The sequence below is a fragment of the Bacillus sp. KS1 genome, from assembly GCF_020075515.1.
GTDB classification, from domain to species: Bacteria; Bacillota; Bacilli; order Bacillales; family Bacillaceae; genus Bacillus; species Bacillus velezensis.
Map to the genome: position 1 here is coordinate 307,016 of NZ_JACAWW010000015.1, position 19,867 is coordinate 326,882.

Genomic DNA, 19,867 nt, shown 5'->3' on the forward strand with positions numbered 1-19,867 from the left:
ATCTTGCGTGTTGCTGATCAATTACGACATATAAACGAAAGAATAAACGAAGCATGTAACAGATCGGGCCGAAGCCCCGAAGATGTTACCGTCATCGCGGTTACAAAATACGTATCAGCCGAAAGGGCTCAAGAGGCCGTTGATGCCGGTATTACAAGTCTGGGAGAAAACCGGGATGCCGAGCTTATCCATAAGCAGGAAGTCATCAATGGCAGCCCGGAGTGGCACTTTATCGGCAGTCTTCAGTCCAGAAAGGTGAAGGCCGTCGTTGACCGTGTATCTTATATTCATTCCTTAGACAGACTGTCATTGGCAAAAGAGATTGAAAAACGGGCGCAGCATACGGTTCGCTGTTTTGTGCAGGTGAATACTTCGCTTGAGCCGTCTAAGCACGGTTTGAAAACAGAGGAGGTCATCCCCTTTATCAGAGAGCTTTCTGAGTTTAGAAACATTTCTGTAGAGGGCCTGATGACGATGGCTCCCCTGACAGACGATACAGAAACGATCAGAGCCTGCTTCCGGCAATTGCGTGATCTGAGGGATCAGGTGCAAAAACTGAATCAGACAAACGCACCGTGCCGGGAACTGTCAATGGGCATGTCAAATGATTATGAAATCGCTGTTGAAGAGGGCGCAACTTTTATCAGAATCGGCTCTTCATTAGTCGGAAATGAACCGGGGGGTGTAAACAAATGAGCATGAAAAATAAACTGAAAAACTTTTTCTCAATGGATGAGGAGGAGTACGAGTACGAATACATTGAAACAGAGCAGGATCATCAGGAAGAGCATGAACAGCAGAAAGATAAACAGCCTGCTTACGCTCAGAAGCCGCAGGGCAAGCAGAACGTAGTAAGCTTGCAAAGTGTTCAGAAATCCTCTAAAGTGGTCTTGAGTGAACCGCGTGTATATGCGGAAGCGCAGGAAATCGCCGATCATTTAAAGAACAGGCGGGCGGTTGTCGTCAATCTGCAGCGCATCCAGCATGATCAGGCGAAAAGAATCGTCGACTTTTTAAGCGGTACCGTCTACGCCATCGGCGGCGACATTCAGAGAATCGGTTCAGATATTTTTCTGTGCACGCCTGATAATGTCGACGTTTCCGGCACGATTTCGGAGCTTATAAATGAAGACGAACATCAGAGGTGGTAAAGCAGGATGATTCTTTATCAAATTTTTTCCGTTCTGAGTTATTTAATTTACATCTACTCGTTTGCCCTGATCATCTATATCTTTATGTCATGGGTGCCGAGTACGAGAGAAACGGCGGTCGGACGGTTTCTCGCAGCGATTTGCGAACCGTATTTAGAGCCGTTCAGAAGGATCATTCCGCCCATTGCCATGCTGGATATATCCCCGATTGTAGCGATTATCGTGCTTCGGTTTGCCACGACGGGACTTTGGGGCCTATACCGCATGATCGCAATGTATACTTGAATGCGACAGTTTGATACGGGCTTGGCACCAGCCAAGCCTCTTTACATAGAAAGGAAAGAACATGAGCGATATTTACCAGCACTTCAGACAAGACGAGCGGCCTTTTATTGATCAGGCGCTTGAATGGAAACAGATTGTCCTGGACCAGTATCGGATGAAGCTGACTGATTTCTTAGATCCCAGAGAACAGGTCATTGTAAAGGCCGTTATCGGCGATGCCTGCGGTCTTGCGTTTTTCGGAGGATATGACAGAGCTGAGCGCAAACGCGCAATTTTATACCCTGAATATATGGAACCTGAACAGGATGATTTTGAGCTTCGGGCTTTTGACGTTCAATACGCTGAAAAATTCGTCAGCATTGACCACCGCTCTCTTCTCGGATCATTAATGGGGATCGGCTTAAAGCGGCAGAAATACGGCGATCTGATTTTCTCAGAGGAAGCCGTGCAGCTGATCGTCTCCGGTGAAATCGCCGATTTTGTCAGCACTCAGCTGACCAAGGCGGGCAAAGCGCCGGTAAAGCTTGAGAAAATCGAGCTTTCCGCTCTTCACATTCCCGCTTCAGATGTCGAAATAAGGGATGACACGGTTTCTTCATTGCGTCTCGACGCCGTCTGCGCTTCAATGAGCAGGCAATCCCGTCAGAAAGCGCAGGCGCTTGTGAAAAACGGGCTCGTTAAAGTGAATTGGAAAGCCATTGAAGATCCGTCTTATCAGGTTGCTGAAGGGGACATGCTCTCGATTCGCGGCTTCGGACGATGCAGTTTGGCAAAAGTTGACGGAAAAACGAAAAAAGACAAATGGAAAGTTACATTTGAACGGCAAAAATGAGTCGTTTTTTCAGTTTTTTTCTCCATCTGTGCCGTATTTGTTTTATAATGTGAACTAGATAACCGTACTGAAATGTAAAAATGGAGGTGGCAATATGCCATTAACGCCGAATGATATCCATAACAAAACGTTTACAAAAGGTTTTCGCGGATATGATGAAGATGAAGTAAATGAATTTTTAATGCAGGTCAGAAAAGATTACGAAATCGCACTCCGTAAAAAAACGGAGCTTGAGGCGAAAGTGAACGAGCTGGACGAAAAAATCGGCCACTTTGCCAATATCGAAGAAACGCTGAATAAATCAATTCTCGTAGCCCAGGAAGCCGCAGAAGACGTAAAGCGCAACTCGCAGAAAGAAGCGAAGCTGATCGTCCGTGAAGCAGAAAAAAATGCTGATCGCATCATCAATGAGTCGCTTTCCAAATCAAGAAAAATCGCAATGGAAATCGAAGAGCTGAAAAAACAGTCTAAAGTCTTCAGAACACGTTTCCAAATGCTGATTGAGGCGCAGCTCGACCTGCTGAAGAACGATGATTGGGATCATCTGCTGGAATACGAAGTCGACGCGGTTTTTGAGGAAAAAGAATAATTTTCTGATTTTCTTGACATTCTCCGGCCCGTTCGAATATAATACGTTCATAAATTCAGATGAAAAGACGATTGAAAGGGACCGGCATGACTCAAAACAGGCTATAAAGCGACCCGGGGAAGGTGAAAGCCCGGGATGGCCGGAATCATGCAGATCAGCCCTTTAGTTTCCTTTCTGAACCGAGAGTAGGATAGGACGTTCCATCACGTTACGATGTTCGAGAGGAAAAGACGGATGATCCGTTTTTTCTAAAAGGGTGGTACCGCGAGATAAGCTTTCTCGTCCCTTATGGGATGAGAGGGCTTTTTTTATTTTCTGAAAAATGTTGTGGAGGAATGAAAATGGATTACAAAGATACGCTGTTAATGCCGAAAACAGATTTTCCGATGCGCGGAAATCTGCCGAATCGTGAGCCGGACATGCAAAAAGACTGGGAGGAGCAGGACATTTACCGTCTTGTTCAAGAACGGACGAAAGACCGCCCGAAATTCGTGCTGCATGACGGACCTCCTTATGCAAACGGAGACATCCACATGGGCCATGCCCTGAACAAAATCCTGAAAGACTTCATCGTCCGCTATAAATCAATGAGCGGCTACAACGCACCTTACGTGCCGGGCTGGGATACGCACGGACTGCCGATTGAAACAGCTCTGACAAAAAACAAAAAGGTCAACCGCAAAGAAATGTCAGTAGCGGAATTCCGCAAACTATGCGAAGAGTACGCTTGGAAGCAAATCGAGGGACAGCGTGAGCAATTCAAACGTCTTGGTGTCCGCGGTGACTGGGAAAACCCATACGTGACATTAAAACCGGAATACGAAGCGCAACAAATCCGCGTATTTGGTGAAATGGCAAAACGAGGCTACATTTACAAAGGCCTTAAACCGGTTAACTGGTCACCTTCAAGTGAGTCTGCTCTGGCTGAAGCCGAGATCGAATATCAAGACAAACGTTCAGCATCTATTTACGTCGCTTTTGGTGTAAAAGACGGAAAAGGCGTTCTTGAAAACGGCGAGCGCATCATCATTTGGACAACAACGCCTTGGACAATTCCGGCGAACCTCGGAATCTCAGTGCACCCTGATCTTGAGTACAGCGTGATTGCAGTAGGTGAAGACCGCTTTGTCGTAGCAAGTGCCTTAGTCGAAAGTGTTGCATCAGCATGCGGATTTGATCAGTATGAAGTGACAAGAACGGTCAAAGGAAAAGACCTTGAGAACATTATCGCTGAACACCCGCTATATGGCAGAGACTCTCTCGTTATGCTTGGTGAACACGTAACAACTGATGCCGGAACAGGCTGTGTTCATACAGCGCCAGGACATGGGGAAGATGACTTTATCATTGGCCAAAAATACGGTTTAGATGTGCTTTGCCCGGTCGATGAAAAAGGTGTAATGACAAGCGAAGCTCCTGGGTTTGAAGGCATGTTCTATGATGATGCAAACAAAGCGATCACACAGCAGCTCGATGAAAAAGGCGCACTTGTGAAGCTTGAATTCATTACTCACTCTTATCCGCATGATTGGAGAACAAAAAAACCAACCATTTTCAGAGCGACAGCGCAATGGTTTGCGTCTATTAAAGATTTCAGATCAGACCTGCTGGATGCCATTAAAGAAACCAAATGGGTTCCTGAATGGGGCGAGCAGCGTTTGCACAACATGGTTCGGGACCGCGGAGACTGGTGTATTTCCAGACAGCGTGCGTGGGGTGTGCCGATTCCGGTATTTTACGCTGAAAACGGAGAACCGATTATTACAGATGAAACCATTGAACATGTTTCTGAATTGTTCAGACAGCACGGATCAAACATTTGGTTTGAAAAAGAAGCAAAGGATCTTCTTCCGGAAGGCTTTACGCATCCTGGCAGCCCGAACGGCACATTTACAAAAGAACAGGATATCATGGACGTTTGGTTTGATTCAGGCTCTTCACATCAAGCAGTGCTTGAAGAACGTGATGACCTCGTTCGCCCGGCTGATTTATACCTAGAGGGATCTGACCAATATCGCGGCTGGTTTAACTCTTCTCTTTCTACAGCAGTAGCCGTAACAGGAAAAGCGCCGTATAAAGGTGTGCTCAGCCATGGGTTCGCACTGGATGGAGAAGGACGCAAGATGAGTAAATCAATCGGTAACGTTGTTGTTCCGGCTAAAGTCATGAAACAGCTTGGTGCCGACATCTTAAGATTATGGGTATCGTCAGTGGATTATCAGGCGGACGTTCGCGTGTCTGACGCCATTCTGAAGCAGGTCGCGGAAGTATACCGGAAAGTCCGCAACACGTTCCGCTTCCTTCACGGCAACCTGTTCGATTTCAATCCAAGCGTCAATGCCGTGGATGTAAAAGATCTCCGCGAAGTGGATCAATATATGCTGATCAAGCTGAATAAGCTGATCGATAAGGTGAAAAAAGCGTACGATGAATATGAATTTGCGGTTGTTTATCACAGCATTCACAATTTCTGTACGATCGAGCTCAGCTCCTTCTATCTTGATTTTGCAAAAGATGTTGTGTACATCGAGCATGCGGATCATCCGGACCGCCGCAGCATGCAGACCGTCTTTTATGAAACGCTGCTGGCGTTAGTGAAGCTGACGGCGCCGATTCTCCCGCACACGGCGGATGAAATGTGGTCTCACTTATCATTTGTTGAAGAAGCGAGCGTGCAGCTGACAGATATGCCGGAAACCATTGCTGTTCCGGACAGTCAAGCGACAGAAGAAAAGTTCGACCGCTTCATGGAGCTTCGAAACGACGTGCTGAAAGCTTTGGAAACAGCCCGTAACGAAAAAATTATCGGAAGATCATTGGAAGCGAGCCTGACTTTGTATCCGAACAAAGAAAACCGCGACCTCTTGTCATCCATTAAAGAAAATATCGCGCAGCTGTTTATCGTCTCAGAACTGACAGTAAAAGACGAAAGTGAAGCGCCGGAAAACGCGCAAAGCTTCACAACAGGAAAAATGACCGTAGAAAAAGCGGAAGGCCAGATGTGTGAACGTTCCCGCGTAATTTCTAAAGATGTCGGAGCCAATCCGAAATATCCGACGTTATCACTGCGCAATGCGGAAATCGTTGAAAAATATTATCAAAAATAATAAATGAGAAAGCGCCTGGTGACAGCCGGGCGCTTTTTTTACATGCCAGCAATGTCATCGATTAGAACGACAGGAAAAATCTTATGGGCTTCAAATGGCGCTCTGGGGGCAACAATAAAGCCATAACATCAAGAGCAGGAGTTGTGATGAATGAATGATCAACTGACCGCAATCCACACGGAGCTTCTCATGATGAAAGAAGAACTTCAATCAAGATTATTCGAATATTCTTGCTTTCAAATGTCAGCATCTGTTGAACCTTCAATGAACGACCAAGAAGCAACTCTGATCTATCATATAAAAGAAGAACTTCAGGACGTTCTTCTTGCCCTGTCTAAGTTTGAAAACAATACGTACGGTTATTGTGAAAAAACAGGCGACCCCATTCCGATTGCAAAACTTGCGGTGTTGCCTACGGCCAGAACCGCTGATGATTTTTATTATCCCGCTCAATTTGAAAAGAAAACCCTTCCATATTGGGAACCCGGAGATTATGCATATGATCAGGCGCTGTATGAGTGACAGCGTCTGTTTGCATGCGCTTATGATCTGCCTTTACTCTGGCAACTTTTACTGATAAAATTCATAAAGGATAAAAGTAACTGTATACTGGAGGAACGTGTGTGCTTTATTATCTTATCGCTCTTTTTATTATTATTGCCGACCAATTGACCAAATGGCTTGTCGTCAGCCATATGGAATTGGGACAAAGCATACCTGTCATCGATCAGGTGCTTTATATCACATCTCATCGCAACACGGGAGCGGCGTGGGGGATTTTAGCCGGCCAAATGTGGTTTTTCTACGTCATTACCATCGCCGTGATTATCGGAATCGTTTATTACATACAGCGTTATGCAAAAGGGCAGATGTTACTCGGAATTTCTCTCGGTTTAATGCTGGGCGGTGCGGCCGGAAACTTTATTGACCGGGCGGCGCGCCAGGAAGTGGTGGATTTTATTCATGTCATCATCGTGGATTATCACTATCCGATTTTTAATATCGCGGACTCCTCACTGTGCGTCGGTGTAATACTTTTATTTATTCATATGCTGTTTGACAGCGGGAAAAAGAAGGAGCAATAACATGAATCAATTTGAGATAACCGTTCAGCCTGAACAAAAGAGCGAACGGATTGATAAATTTTTGGCTTCAACGGGAGAAAACTGGTCACGCACTCAAGTGCAGCAATGGGTAAAAGAGGGACTGGTATCCGTTAACGGCAAATCCGTAAAAGCGAATTATAAAATGCAGCCCGGCGATCAGGTAAACGTCACCATTCCTGAACCGGAAGAATTGGACGTGCTTGCAGAACCGATGGATTTGGACATTTACTATGAAGACCAGGATGTCTTGGTTGTGAACAAGCCGCGGGGCATGGTTGTACACCCGGCGCCCGGCCATGTGACAGGGACGCTTGTAAACGGACTGATGGCTCACTGCAACGACCTTTCCGGCATTAACGGCGTCATGCGCCCGGGAATCGTCCACCGGATTGATAAAGATACTTCCGGTCTGTTAATGGTCGCTAAAAACGATATGGCGCATGAATCACTCGTTAATCAGCTCGTCAATAAAACCGTGACCAGAAAGTACACAGCGGTTGTCCACGGGTTGATTTCACATGATGACGGGACGATTGACGCTCCGATCGGGAGAGATAAAAAAGACCGTCAAAGCATGACCGTAACAAGAGAAAGCAGCAAAAACGCCGTCACGCATTTCCACGTGCTTGAGCGTTTTCAAGATTTCACGCTCGTAGAGTGCCGGCTTGAGACCGGAAGAACGCATCAGATCCGTGTTCATATGAAATATATCGGGTTTCCTTTGGCGGGCGATCCGAAATACGGACCGAGAAAAACCATTGATTTCAATGGTCAGGCGCTTCATGCCGGAATATTAGGTTTTGATCATCCGCGGACGGGCGAATACATTGAGTTTGAAGCGCCCCTTCCTGAAGATATGAAAAAACTCATTGAAGATTTAAGAAATAGCCATTGACAGCGACTTTCTTTTCTGAAATAATAAAAACAAGCTGAATAGATTCTTTAACACAGTCCAGAGAGGCTGAGAAGGATAACGGATAGGACAGAAGAGATACGCATGTGTCTTCGTCCTGGAAAGGAACCCCTCTATGCTCTGGCAGGAGGGGTTTTTTCTTCTTATATACGAATGGAGAGGTGTCACGAGTGAATCAAAAAGCTGTTATTCTCGACGAACAGGCGATCAGGCGGGCGCTGACAAGGATAGCCCATGAAATGATCGAACGGAATAAAGGAATGAATGACTGCATTCTTGTAGGGATTAAAACAAGAGGCATTTATTTAGCGAAGCGGCTGGCCGAGCGGATCGAACAGATTGAAGGAAATCCGGTCACCGTCGGGGAAATCGATATCACCCTTTACCGTGACGATCTCACGAAAAAAACGAGCAATGAAGAGCCGCTTGTAAAAGGCGCGGACATTCCGGCCGATATCACAGACCAAAAGGTCATTGTGGTTGATGATGTGCTTTATACCGGCCGGACGGTGAGAGCTGCGATGGATGCCCTCGTTGATGTCGGGCGGCCGTCATCGATACAGCTTGCCGTGCTTGTCGACAGAGGGCACCGGGAGCTGCCGATCAGAGCGGACTATATCGGGAAAAACATTCCGACCTCAAAAGCTGAAAAAGTGATGGTTCAGCTGAGCGAAGTTGATCAGACTGATATGGTCGCCATTTACGAAAATGAATAATCACCCTTTTTAAATGCATTCCAGAGAGTTTGCAAAGAGGATTTTAAAACACAAAGCCGGGCGGATCGACGCGGCCGGGTTTTGTATGCCTCTTTGCGCAAAAAGCAAAGAGGTTTTTTTATACCATTTGAAAGTCAACCGGGAGGAAAACGCCATGAGTAAGAAAAAAGTAAACCTGGGAGTCAGGGACGTCCCCAATCCATTGTCCTGGCTGTCATTCAGCCTGCAGCATTTATTCGCCATGTTCGGTTCAACCATACTCGTGCCGAAACTGGTCGGAATGAGCCCGGCAGTGGCGCTTGTCACGAGCGGAATCGGGACACTCGCCTATCTCTTGGTGACAAAAGGCCAGATTCCCGCTTATCTCGGCTCATCATTCGCCTTTATATCACCGATTATCTTGGTGAAGGCGACGGGAGGACCGGGGGCTGCCATGGTCGGCGCTTTCCTGGCGGGAATTGTGTACGGCCTGATCGCACTTCTCATCAGGCAGCTTGGAACGGGGTGGCTGATGAAGCTGCTGCCCCCGGTGGTCGTCGGGCCGGTCATCATCGTCATCGGCCTCGGACTGGCAAGCACAGCCGTCAATATGGCAATGTATGCTGATCCGAATGCGAAGGAACTCGTCTACAGCTTGAAACATTTCAGTGTAGCCGGCGTCACTTTGGCCATCACCATTATCTGCGCCATCTTTTTACGGGGATTTTTAAGCCTGATTCCGGTATTGATCGGCATTATAGGCGGATATCTGTTTGCGCTGACACAGGGCATCGTCAACTTTCAGCCGGTCATTGATGCAAAGTGGTTCGCCGTTCCTGAATTTATCATCCCTTTCAAAGACTATACGCCGGCAGTGACATTGGGCATTGCGGCTGCGATGGTGCCGGTCGCTTTCGTGACGATGTCAGAACATATCGGCCACCAAATGGTGCTGAGTAAAGTCGTCGGACAGGATTTCATTAAAAAGCCGGGACTGCACCGCTCCATAATGGGGGACAGCGTAGCGACGATCATTGCTTCGTTAATCGGCGGCCCGCCCACGACAACATATGGCGAAAACATCGGTGTACTGGCAATTACGAGAGTTTTCAGCGTCTTTGTCATCGGCGGCGCGGGTGTGATTGCGCTGTGCTTCGGATTTATCGGAAAAGTATCAGCGCTGATCAGCTCTGTTCCGTCCGCGGTTATGGGAGGCGTTTCCTTCCTGCTCTTCGGAATTATCGCCTCCAGCGGCTTAAGAATGCTGATTGACAACAACATTGATTATGAAAACAAGAGAAATTTAATTATCACATCCGTCATCCTCGTGATCGGCGTCGGAGGGGCTTTTATTCAAGTATCAAAAGGCGGGTTCCAAATATCCGGCATGGCGCTTGCGGCAATTGTCGGAGTCATCCTGAACCTTATCCTGCCGCATGCAAATGAAGAAGACGCGATGGCATCAGAAAAACAAAATCATATGTAAAACCTTTTAAAGAAAGTCCAGAGAGGCTTGGAAGGGTTATAACGGGAAGAAGCTGTACGCTGCTTCTCTCTTTAACCGCACCCCGAGTCTATAGACCGGGGTGTTTTTTACGGCCTTCAAGCGGAAACGGAGGAGAAAAACATGAATCATTTAACGGCGATGTCTGAACTGAGCACTGCTGAAATTACAGAACTGCTGCGTGAGGCAAAAGCGATAAAAGAGGGTACAGTCCGTCCCGATCTCGCGGGAAAATTCGTTGCGAATCTGTTTTTTGAACCGAGCACGAGGACGCGGTTCAGCTTTGAAGTGGCGGAAAAGAAACTCGGGATGAACGTGCTCAGCTTAGACGATACGAGCACAAGCGTTCAAAAAGGCGAGTCCTTATATGACACGGTCAAAACACTGGAATCAATCGGAGCGGACGCCTGCGTCATCAGGCACAGCACGGATGAATATTACAAAGATCTGACCGGCAGAGTCAATATTCCGATCTTAAACGCCGGCGACGGCTGCGGCCAGCACCCGACTCAGTCATTGCTCGATTTAATGACGATTCAAGAGGAATTTGAGACCTTTCAGGGCCTGACGGTTTCCATTCATGGCGATATCAAACACAGCAGGGTGGCAAGGTCGAATGCCGAGGTGCTGACAAGGCTCGGCGCACGCGTGCTGTTTTCTGGTCCGCCGCAATGGCAGGATGAGAAAAACGCCTTCGGCACCTGTGTACAGACGGATGAAGCAATACAAGCTTCAGATGTCGTCATGCTGCTCCGCATCCAAAATGAAAGGCATCAGACAGAAGCCGACCAAAAAGGCTACCTGGAAGCATACGGGCTGACCGCAAATCGGGCGGAGAGCATGAAGCGGCATGCCATCATCATGCATCCCGCACCGGTGAACAGAGGAGTCGAAATTGACACAACATTAGTGGAATGCGGAAAATCAAGAATCTTTAAACAAATGGAAAATGGTGTGTATATCAGAATGGCAGTCTTAAAAAGAGCACTGCAAACCAATGTGAAAAGGGGAGAAGCGGCTTATGTCTTATCTCATTAAAAACGGCTGGATGTTAAATGAACAGGGAGAAAAAGTGGCGCAGGATATCCGGGTAACGGGTGAATTCATTTCGGAAACCGGGCTTCTGACAGCGAAAGACGGAGAAACGGTGATCGACGCTGAGGGACTGTTCGTTTCACCGGGGCTCGTAGACCTTCATGTTCACTTCAGAGAACCGGGCGGCGAGAAAAAAGAAACCATTGAGACGGGCTCTAAAGCCGCGGCGCGGGGCGGCTTTACCACAGTCGCAGCCATGCCGAATACAAGGCCGGTGCCGGATACGAAAGAGCAGATGGAATGGCTGCAAAACCGGATCAAAGAAACCTCATCTGTCAGGGTTCTTCCTTACGCATCGATTACGATCAGACAAACCGGAGAAGAAATGACAGATTTTGAGGCACTTCATGAAGCCGGCGCATTCGCCTTCACCGATGACGGCGTCGGCGTTCAGACGGCCGGAATGATGTATGAAGCCATGAAACGGGCGGCTTCAATAAATAAAGCGATTGTTGCTCATTGTGAGGATAACTCACTGATTTACGGTGGAAGCGTGCATGAAGGTTCTTTTTCAAAAGCGAACGGCCTGAACGGCATACCTTCCATTTGTGAAGCGGTACATATCGCCCGTGACGTGCTGCTGGCTGAAGCGGCGGGCTGCCATTACCATGTGTGTCATATCAGCACGAAAGAATCCGTCAGAGCCGTAAGAGACGCAAAAAAAGCGGGAATCCGCGTGACGGCGGAAGTGTCGCCGCACCACCTGCTGCTTTGTGACGAAGATATCCCGGGACTTGATACCAATTTTAAAATGAATCCGCCCCTTCGCAGCAAAGACGACAGAGAGGCGCTGATTGAAGGGCTTTTAGACGGCACGATTGATTTCATCGCCACTGACCATGCGCCGCATACAGAAGAAGAGAAAAACACGGACATGAAGCTTGCGCCTTTCGGTATCGTCGGTTTAGAAACTGCCTTTCCGCTTCTGTACACACATTTTGTGAAAAACGGGGCGTGGACGCTGAAGCAGCTGGTTGATTTCATGACGGCAAAACCTTGCGAGGCATTTGATCTTCCGTACGGAACGCTTGCACCGGGGGCGCCGGCTGACATCACCCTGATTGATCTGGAAAAAGAAGCGGCCATTGACAAAGATACATTTTTATCTAAAGGAAAAAATACGCCATTCAACAAGATGAAGTGCTTCGGCTGGCCTGTTGCAACGATGGCTGCCGGTAAGCTTGCATACGAAGAAGGGAGACTCGTCAAATGAAAAGAAGACTAGTGCTGGAAAATGGAGCGGTATTTGAGGGTGAAGCATTCGGGAGCCTGGAACATACAGCGGGTGAAGTCGTATTCAACACGGGAATGACCGGTTATCAGGAAATTTTATCAGACCCTTCTTACTGCGGGCAGATCGTGACGCTGACGTATCCTCTGATCGGCAACTACGGAATTAACAGAGATGACTTTGAATCCATCACTCCTTTTGTAAAAGGGCTGATCGTAAAAGAACTGTGCGAGCTGCCTTCCAACTGGCGTTCGGCTTATACGCTTGACGAGTATTTGAAAATGAAAAATATCCCCGGCTTACAAGGGATTGACACGAGAAAGCTCACAAGAATGATCCGCACGGCCGGCGCATTAAAAGGAACGTTTGCTTCAAGTGAGGAGAATGTCGGAGAGGTTCTTGCAAGGCTGAAAGAAACGGAACTGCCGAGAAATCAAGTCGCTCAAGTATCTGCGAAAACGGCATATCCGAGTCCGGGCCGGGGCAAACGCATCGTACTCGTCGATTTCGGTATGAAGCACGGCATTTTAAGAGAGTTAAACAAAAGAAAATGCGATGTCATCGTTGTGCCGTACAATGTAACGGCGGAAGAAGTGCTTCAGCTCAAGCCGGACGGCATCATGCTTTCTAACGGACCCGGAGATCCGAAAGATGTGCCGGAAGCCATTGAAATGATAAAAGGCATACTCGGGAAGGTGCCGTTATTCGGAATCTGCCTCGGCCACCAATTATTTGCGCTGGCATCCGGAGCGGAAACGGAAAAAATGAAATTCGGACACAGGGGTTCCAATCATCCGGTTAAAGAGCTTGCGACAGGGAAAGTCGCTTTAACCGCCCAAAACCACGGATATACAGTTTCTTCAATAGATGAGACAGAGCTTGAAGTGACGCACATTGCGATCAATGATCAAACGATCGAAGGACTCAAGCATAAAACATTGCCGGCATTTACGGTTCAGTACCACCCTGAAGCTTCACCGGGGCCGGAAGACGCCAATCATTTATTTGACAGATTCATTGACTTGATCGAAACAACTGAGAAAGAAGGGGAAGCGGTATGCCAAAACGCGTAGATATTAAAAAGATTTTAGTGATCGGATCAGGCCCGATTATTATCGGACAGGCGGCGGAATTTGATTATGCGGGCACACAGGCGTGTCTCGCTTTAAAGGAAGAAGGCTATGAAGTCATTCTCGTCAACTCGAATCCGGCAACGATTATGACGGATACGGAAATGGCTGATCGGGTATACATAGAACCGCTGACGCCGGAGTTTCTCACGCGTATTATCAGAAAAGAACGGCCGGACGCCATCCTGCCGACTCTGGGAGGACAGACCGGACTGAATCTTGCCGTCGAGCTGTCTGAACTCGGGGTTCTTGAGGAATGCGGAGTGGAAGTGCTCGGCACAAAGCTTTCCGCCATCCAGCAGGCGGAAGATCGCGACTTATTCCGTACGCTGATGAATGAGCTGAATGAACCGGTGCCGGAAAGTGAGATCATCCGCACTTTACAGGAAGCCGAGGAATTTGTCGGCCGGATCGGGTTTCCGGTTATCGTGCGCCCCGCTTACACATTAGGCGGAACGGGCGGCGGCATCTGCTCGAATGAAGCGGAACTGAAAGAGATCGTAGAAAACGGATTAAAACTCAGCCCCGTCCATCAGTGCCTTCTGGAAAAAAGCATTGCCGGTTACAAAGAGATCGAATATGAAGTCATGAGAGACAGCAGAGATCACGCCATCGTCGTCTGCAACATGGAAAATATCGATCCGGTCGGCATCCATACGGGCGACAGCATCGTCGTTGCCCCGAGCCAGACTTTGAGCGACCGGGAATACCAGCTTTTGCGCAATGTTTCATTAAAGCTGATCCGCGCGCTCGGCATTGAAGGCGGCTGTAATGTTCAGCTCGCGCTCGATCCCGACAGCTTCCAATATTACATTATCGAAGTGAATCCGCGGGTGAGCCGCTCATCTGCCCTCGCCTCAAAAGCGACGGGTTACCCGATCGCAAAGCTTGCGGCGAAAATCGCAGTCGGGCTTTCTCTTGATGAAATGATGAATCCCGTAACGGGAAAAACATATGCGGCTTTTGAGCCCGCGCTTGACTATGTCGTTTCTAAAATCCCGCGCTGGCCGTTCGACAAATTTGAGTCGGCAAACCGCAGGCTCGGGACGCAAATGAAAGCTACCGGAGAGGTCATGGCCATCGGGCGCACCCTTGAAGAATCGCTGTTAAAGGCGGTCCGCTCACTGGAAGCCGATGTCTATCACCTTGAACTGAAGGATGCGGAAGAGATTTCTGACGGACTTTTGGAAAAAAGGATCAGAAAAGCCGGGGATGAACGCCTGTTTTATCTTGCTGAAGCGTTCAGAAGAGGCTATACAGTGGAGCAGCTTCATGAGTTTTCCGCAATTGACGTATTCTTTTTGCACAAGCTCTGGAAGCTGGTCGCTTTTGAAACAGAGCTGAAAGCGGAAAAAGGCAGCCTCGCCGTCCTTCAGACAGCGAAGGAACTCGGTTTCTCCGACAAATATATCAGCCGGGAATGGAATATGCCGGAACAAGAGCTGTATCAAATGCGAAAAGAAGCAGACATCAAGCCTGTATATAAAATGGTGGATACATGCGCGGCGGAATTCGAATCAGAAACCCCGTACTTCTACAGCACATATGAGGAAGAGAACGAGTCTGAGGTTACTTCGAGAAAAAGCGTCGTCGTCCTCGGTTCCGGCCCGATCCGTATCGGACAGGGCGTCGAATTTGACTATGCGACCGTTCATTCTGTCTGGGCGATCAAGCAGGCAGGCTATGAAGCGATTATTATCAACAACAACCCTGAGACGGTGTCCACTGATTTCAGCATATCAGACAAACTGTATTTTGAACCGCTGACGGTTGAAGATGTCATGCACATCATCGATTTGGAACAGCCGGAAGGCGTTGTTGTCCAATTCGGCGGCCAGACGGCGATCAACCTTGCGGAAGAATTGAGCGCCCGCGGCGTCAAAATTCTCGGTACATCACTTGAAGATTTAGACCGTGCGGAAGACCGGGATAAGTTCGAGCAGGCGCTTGAGGCGCTGAATGTGCCGCAGCCGCTTGGGAAAACCGCCGTGTCGGTGAACGAAGCGGTCAAAATCGCCGCATCCATCGGCTATCCGGTACTTGTCCGTCCTTCGTATGTGCTCGGCGGCCGGGCGATGGAAATCGTCTATCACGAAGAAGAGCTCCTTCACTATATGAAAAATGCGGTCAAAATCAACCCGCAGCATCCGGTGTTAATCGACCGTTATCTGACGGGGAAAGAAATCGAAGTCGATGCCGTATCTGACGGCGAAACAGTCGTTATTCCGGGGATTATGGAGCATATCGAGCGGGCCGGCGTCCATTCAGGGGATTCAATCGCCGTCTATCCGCCTCAGTCTTTAAGCGAAGACATTAAGAAAAAAATCGAACAATACACTGTAGCCTTGGCAAAAGGCCTTAACATCATCGGGTTGCTGAACATCCAGTTCGTACTGTCGCAAGGTGAGGTGTATGTGCTTGAGGTAAATCCGCGGTCAAGCAGAACCGTGCCGTTCTTAAGCAAAATCACAAAAATCCCAATGGCGAATCTGGCGACAAAGGTCATTCTCGGCCAAAAGCTTGCTGATTTCGGCTATCAAGAGGGGCTGCAGCCTGAACAGCAGGGGGTATTCGTGAAAGCGCCTGTCTTCTCATTCGCGAAGCTGAGAAGAGTGGATATCACGTTAGGCCCTGAAATGAAGTCGACGGGAGAGGTCATGGGCAAAGATTCAACCCTGGAAAAAGCGCTCTATAAAGCGCTGATTGCTTCTGGCATTCAAATTCCGAACTACGGCTCAGTGCTGTTGACCGTTGCCGATAAAGATAAAGAAGAAGGACTGCTGATCGCCAAGCGGTTCCACGCCATCGGCTATAAAATCTTGGCGACGGAAGGAACGGCGGCTTATTTGAAAGACGCTCAGATTCCGGCTCAAGTCGTCGGAAAAATCGGCGAAGAAGGGAAAAATCTGCTCGATGTCATCAGAAACGGCGAAGCGCAATTTGTCATCAATACGCTGACAAAGGGCAAACAGCCGGCCAGAGACGGCTTCAGAATCCGCCGCGAATCCGTTGAAAACGGAGTCGCCTGCCTGACATCTTTAGATACGGCCGAAGCCATTTTGCGGGTGTTGGAAAGCATGACATTCCGGGCGGATCATATGCCTGCATCCGAAACCAATCAAAAGGCGGCAGTCACGATATGAAGAAAGCGCATTTGACTGTTCAATCCAACTTAGAAATTGCCGACCGGGTTTATAAGATGGTGCTGAAAGGAGAGCTTGTCCGGCACCTTACCGAGCCGGGTCAATTTCTTCATCTGAAGGTGAGTGACGCGGTCACGCCGCTATTAAGAAGACCGCTCAGCATTGCGGACGTCAATTTCGCTGCGAATGAAGTATCCGTTATCTACAGAGCTGACGGTGAGGGAACGCGTCTTTTGTCCGAGAAAAAAGAGGGCGGCAGGATAGACGTTCTCGGCCCTCTCGGCAACGGGTTCCCCGTCCGGCGGATTGAATCCGGCAAAACCGCGCTGTTAGTCGGAGGCGGAGTCGGGGTTCCGCCTTTGCAGGAACTGTCAAAGCGCCTGACGGAAAAAGGCGTAAACGTCATTCATGTGCTTGGATTTCAATCAGCAAAGGATGTTTTTTACGAACAGGAATGTCGTGCGTACGGAGACACTTATGTGGCGACGGCTGACGGAACATATGGAGAGAAAGGGTTTGTCACCGATGTCATCCGTGAAAAGCAGCTCGAATTCGATGTCCTGCTAAGCTGCGGACCGACACCGATGCTGAAAGCTCTGAAGCAGCAGTACGGCCATAAAGAGGTTTATCTTTCGATGGAAGAGCGGATGGGCTGCGGCATCGGTGCCTGCTTCGCCTGCGTGTGCCGCACGGGTGAAAGCGATACATCCTATGTAAAGGTCTGCCTTGACGGGCCGGTATTTAAAGCTGAGGAGGTGGCGCTGTAATGTTAGATGTGAATCTGCCGGGTCTCCAATTGAAAAACCCGATCATCCCCGCTTCCGGATGTTTCGGTTTCGGGAAAGAATATGCCGGATTTTACGATTTATCATGCCTCGGAGGCATTATGATTAAAGCAACGACGAACGAAGCCCGCTTCGGAAATCCGACGCCGAGAGTGGCGGAGACAAGCGCGGGAATGCTGAATGCCATCGGACTGCAAAATCCCGGCCTTGAGCATGTGCTCAATCATGAGCTGCCTTGGCTCGAACAATTTGACACGCCGATTATCGCAAATGTCGCCGGTTCTCAGGTGGACGACTATAAAGAAGTGGCCGAGCACATCAGCCAAGCGCCGAATGTGCATGCGCTTGAGCTTAACATTTCATGTCCGAATGTCAAAACGGGGGGAATTGCTTTTGGTACTGATCCCGTCATGGCGGCCGAACTGACAAAAGCGGTGAAAGAAGTTTCCGCAGTGCCTGTGTATGTGAAGCTTTCGCCTAATGTCGCAAACATAACCGAAATTGCCAAAGCGATTGAAGCGGCCGGTGCTGACGGTCTGACGATGATTAATACTCTCATCGGGATGAGGCTCGATCTCAAGACGGGCCGGCCGATCTTAGCAAATAAAACGGGCGGACTGTCAGGCCCGGCGATCAAACCGGTCGCCATCCGGATGGTATACGAAGTCAGCCAGGCCGTTCAAATCCCGATTATAGGGATGGGCGGCGTTCAGACCGCAGAGGATGCATTAGAATTTCTTCTTGCGGGAGCGAGTGCGGTTGCCGTCGGCACGGCGAACTTCGTCAATCCGTTCGTCTGCCCGGAAATCATAGAACAGCTCCCCTGTGTGCTGCGCCAACACGGTTTTCAATCTGTAAGTGAATGCATCGGAAGGAGCTGGAAACATGAAAAACAACCTGCCCATCATCGCGCTTGATTTTGCATCAGGGGAAGAGACTTTAACGTTTTTAGACTTGTTTGAAAAGGAAAGGCTTTTTGTCAAAACGGGGATGGAACTTTTTTATCAGGAAGGCCCCGCCATCATTCACCAATTAAAAGAACGGAACTGTGATATATTTTTAGATTTAAAGCTTCATGATATCCCGACTACGGTCAATAAAGCGATGAGGCGGCTTGCCGGCCTCGGCGTTGATCTCGTCAATGTGCATGCGGCAGGGGGCGCACGCATGATGCACGCGGCCCTTGAGGGGCTTGAAGAAGGCACGCCGGCAGGCAGAAAACGCCCGTCTTTAATCGCGGTGACTCAGTTGACCAGCACTTCAGAGCAGGTGGCGAAGGAAGAGCTTCTGCTGCATAAGCCGCTGTTAGAAACGGTTGTGCATTACGGCAAAATGGCGGAAGAGTGCGGGCTGGACGGAGTGGTATGTTCGGTACATGAAACAAAAGCCATTTATGAAGCGGTCCGGCCTTCATTTCTCACAGTCACGCCGGGCATCCGCACGGCCAGTGACGCAGCTGACGATCAAGTCCGGACGGCGACTCCGTCATTTGCGAAAGAAAATGGTTCGTCAGCGATTGTCGTGGGCCGCTCAATTACAAAAGCGGAAAACCCCGTTAAAGCATATGAAGCAATTAAACTGGAATGGGAGGGCGTTCGCCGATGAAACAGGCTATCGCAAAACATCTATTACACATTGAAGCTGTCTTTTTACGCCCGAATGAGCCGTTTACGTGGGCGAGCGGCATTTTATCACCGATCTATTGTGACAACCGTCTGACATTGTCGTATCCAAAAGTGAGAAATGATGTGGCGGACGGGCTCGGCAAACTGCTGAAAGAGCATTTCCCTGAGGCGGAGATGATCGCGGGCACTGCAACGGCGGGCATTCCGCATGCTGCGCTTCTCGCAGACCGTACAGGCGCGCCGATGTGCTACGTCAGAAGCAAACCGAAAGCGCACGGCAAAGGAAATCAAATAGAAGGCGCCATTAAGAAAGGACAAAAAACAGTCGTGATTGAAGACTTGATTTCTACCGGGGGCAGCGTGCTTGAAGCTGCGGCGGCCCTTCAAAGAGAGGGCGCGGAAGTCCTCGGCGTCATTTCCATTTTTACATACGGACTGCCGAAAGCAAAAGAAGCCTTTAAAAAAGCAGGTCTTCCTTATTACTCGTTAACGGATTATGACACGCTGATTGAAGTCGCGCTTGAAAACGGAACGATACATTCAGATGACATTGAGAAACTGAAATCATGGAAACAGAATCCCGAGTCAAAAGATTGGTTTAAAAAAAAATGACAATAAAACAGGCCTCAGGGCCTGTTTTATTATTCCTATCAAAAAACTCGGGTTGACTTCTGTT

General features: G+C 48.7%; 19 protein-coding genes. All 19 read left to right on the plus strand.

The annotated features are described in order from the left end of the window. The first annotated feature begins 3 nt into the window (after positions 1–3). The 19 genes from HWY38_RS08840 to pyrE all read left to right on the plus strand — a co-directional run bounded on the left by HWY38_RS08840 (position 4) and on the right by pyrE (position 19,803). Positions 4–696, plus strand: coding sequence for a YggS family pyridoxal phosphate-dependent enzyme (locus HWY38_RS08840; protein WP_224181677.1), 693 nt, complete (start codon positions 4–6; stop codon positions 694–696). Continuing rightward, a complete protein-coding gene (gene sepF / locus HWY38_RS08845) occupies positions 693–1,151 on the plus strand; it encodes a cell division protein SepF (protein ID WP_003154410.1) in 459 nt (152 codons plus the stop codon). Before HWY38_RS08840 ends, sepF begins: the two co-directional genes overlap by 4 nt. Before the next feature lie 6 nt (positions 1,152–1,157). After that, the gene (locus tag HWY38_RS08850; RefSeq protein WP_003154408.1) at positions 1,158–1,436 is read left to right on the plus strand and encodes a YggT family protein; all 279 of its coding nucleotides are present in this window, start codon (positions 1,158–1,160) and stop codon (positions 1,434–1,436) included. Between the two features lie 61 nt (positions 1,437–1,497). Beyond that, positions 1,498–2,268, plus strand: coding sequence for an RNA-binding protein (locus HWY38_RS08855; RefSeq protein WP_007409722.1), 771 nt, complete (start codon positions 1,498–1,500; stop codon positions 2,266–2,268). A 94-nt stretch (positions 2,269–2,362) separates the two neighbouring features. After that, entirely contained in the window at positions 2,363–2,857 is a 495-nt protein-coding gene (gene divIVA / locus HWY38_RS08860) for a septum site-determining protein DivIVA (protein ID WP_003154406.1), read from the plus strand. A gap of 341 nt (positions 2,858–3,198) precedes the next feature. Further along, entirely contained in the window at positions 3,199–5,964 is a 2,766-nt protein-coding gene (gene ileS, locus HWY38_RS08865; protein WP_012117512.1) for an isoleucine--tRNA ligase, read from the plus strand. Positions 5,965–6,114: 150 nt separating this feature from the next. After that, positions 6,115–6,486 (plus strand): TraR/DksA family transcriptional regulator, encoded by a 372-nt coding sequence (locus HWY38_RS08870; protein ID WP_088462158.1) that lies wholly within the window; start codon positions 6,115–6,117, stop codon positions 6,484–6,486. Positions 6,487–6,587: 101 nt separating this feature from the next. Continuing rightward, positions 6,588–7,049 (plus strand): signal peptidase II, encoded by a 462-nt coding sequence (gene lspA / locus HWY38_RS08875; protein ID WP_003154398.1) that lies wholly within the window; start codon positions 6,588–6,590, stop codon positions 7,047–7,049. A 1-nt stretch (position 7,050) separates the two neighbouring features. Next, positions 7,051–7,965: an RluA family pseudouridine synthase gene (locus tag HWY38_RS08880; RefSeq protein WP_045207374.1), complete on the plus strand. Its 915-nt coding sequence runs from the start codon at positions 7,051–7,053 to the stop codon at positions 7,963–7,965. A gap of 188 nt (positions 7,966–8,153) precedes the next feature. After that, positions 8,154–8,699 (plus strand): bifunctional pyrimidine operon transcriptional regulator/uracil phosphoribosyltransferase, encoded by a 546-nt coding sequence (pyrR, locus tag HWY38_RS08885; protein ID WP_003154392.1) that lies wholly within the window; start codon positions 8,154–8,156, stop codon positions 8,697–8,699. Between the two features lie 154 nt (positions 8,700–8,853). Continuing rightward, complete coding sequence (gene pyrP, locus HWY38_RS08890) at positions 8,854–10,164, plus strand: uracil permease PyrP (RefSeq protein WP_224181678.1); 1,311 nt, start codon at positions 8,854–8,856, stop codon at positions 10,162–10,164. Between the two features lie 141 nt (positions 10,165–10,305). Beyond that, positions 10,306–11,220 carry an aspartate carbamoyltransferase catalytic subunit gene (locus HWY38_RS08895; RefSeq protein ID WP_082997986.1) on the plus strand — a complete coding sequence of 305 codons (915 nt, stop codon included), beginning with the start codon at positions 10,306–10,308 and terminating at the stop codon, positions 11,218–11,220. Further along, positions 11,204–12,490 (plus strand): dihydroorotase, encoded by a 1,287-nt coding sequence (locus HWY38_RS08900; protein ID WP_224181679.1) that lies wholly within the window; start codon positions 11,204–11,206, stop codon positions 12,488–12,490. The genes HWY38_RS08895 and HWY38_RS08900 overlap by 17 nt, the downstream gene beginning before the upstream one ends. Further along, a complete protein-coding gene (locus HWY38_RS08905; RefSeq protein ID WP_007409730.1) occupies positions 12,487–13,581 on the plus strand; it encodes a carbamoyl phosphate synthase small subunit in 1,095 nt (364 codons plus the stop codon). The genes HWY38_RS08900 and HWY38_RS08905 overlap by 4 nt, the downstream gene beginning before the upstream one ends. Continuing rightward, positions 13,566–16,781 carry a carbamoyl-phosphate synthase (glutamine-hydrolyzing) large subunit gene (carB, locus tag HWY38_RS08910; RefSeq protein WP_022553369.1) on the plus strand — a complete coding sequence of 1,072 codons (3,216 nt, stop codon included), beginning with the start codon at positions 13,566–13,568 and terminating at the stop codon, positions 16,779–16,781. The genes HWY38_RS08905 and carB overlap by 16 nt, the downstream gene beginning before the upstream one ends. Further along, on the plus strand, positions 16,778–17,548 hold the full coding sequence (locus HWY38_RS08915) for a dihydroorotate dehydrogenase electron transfer subunit (RefSeq protein WP_105937744.1): 771 nt from the start codon (positions 16,778–16,780) through the stop codon (positions 17,546–17,548). Before carB ends, HWY38_RS08915 begins: the two co-directional genes overlap by 4 nt. Continuing rightward, positions 17,548–18,483: a dihydroorotate dehydrogenase gene (locus HWY38_RS08920; RefSeq protein ID WP_224181680.1), complete on the plus strand. Its 936-nt coding sequence runs from the start codon at positions 17,548–17,550 to the stop codon at positions 18,481–18,483. The genes HWY38_RS08915 and HWY38_RS08920 overlap by 1 nt, the downstream gene beginning before the upstream one ends. Further along, the gene (gene pyrF / locus HWY38_RS08925) at positions 18,452–19,171 is read left to right on the plus strand and encodes an orotidine-5'-phosphate decarboxylase (RefSeq protein ID WP_224181681.1); all 720 of its coding nucleotides are present in this window, start codon (positions 18,452–18,454) and stop codon (positions 19,169–19,171) included. Before HWY38_RS08920 ends, pyrF begins: the two co-directional genes overlap by 32 nt. Beyond that, positions 19,168–19,803, plus strand: a complete 636-nt coding sequence (gene pyrE, locus HWY38_RS08930) for an orotate phosphoribosyltransferase (RefSeq protein ID WP_317986216.1) — start codon at positions 19,168–19,170, stop codon at positions 19,801–19,803. Before pyrF ends, pyrE begins: the two co-directional genes overlap by 4 nt. The last annotated feature ends 64 nt before the right edge of the window (positions 19,804–19,867 follow it).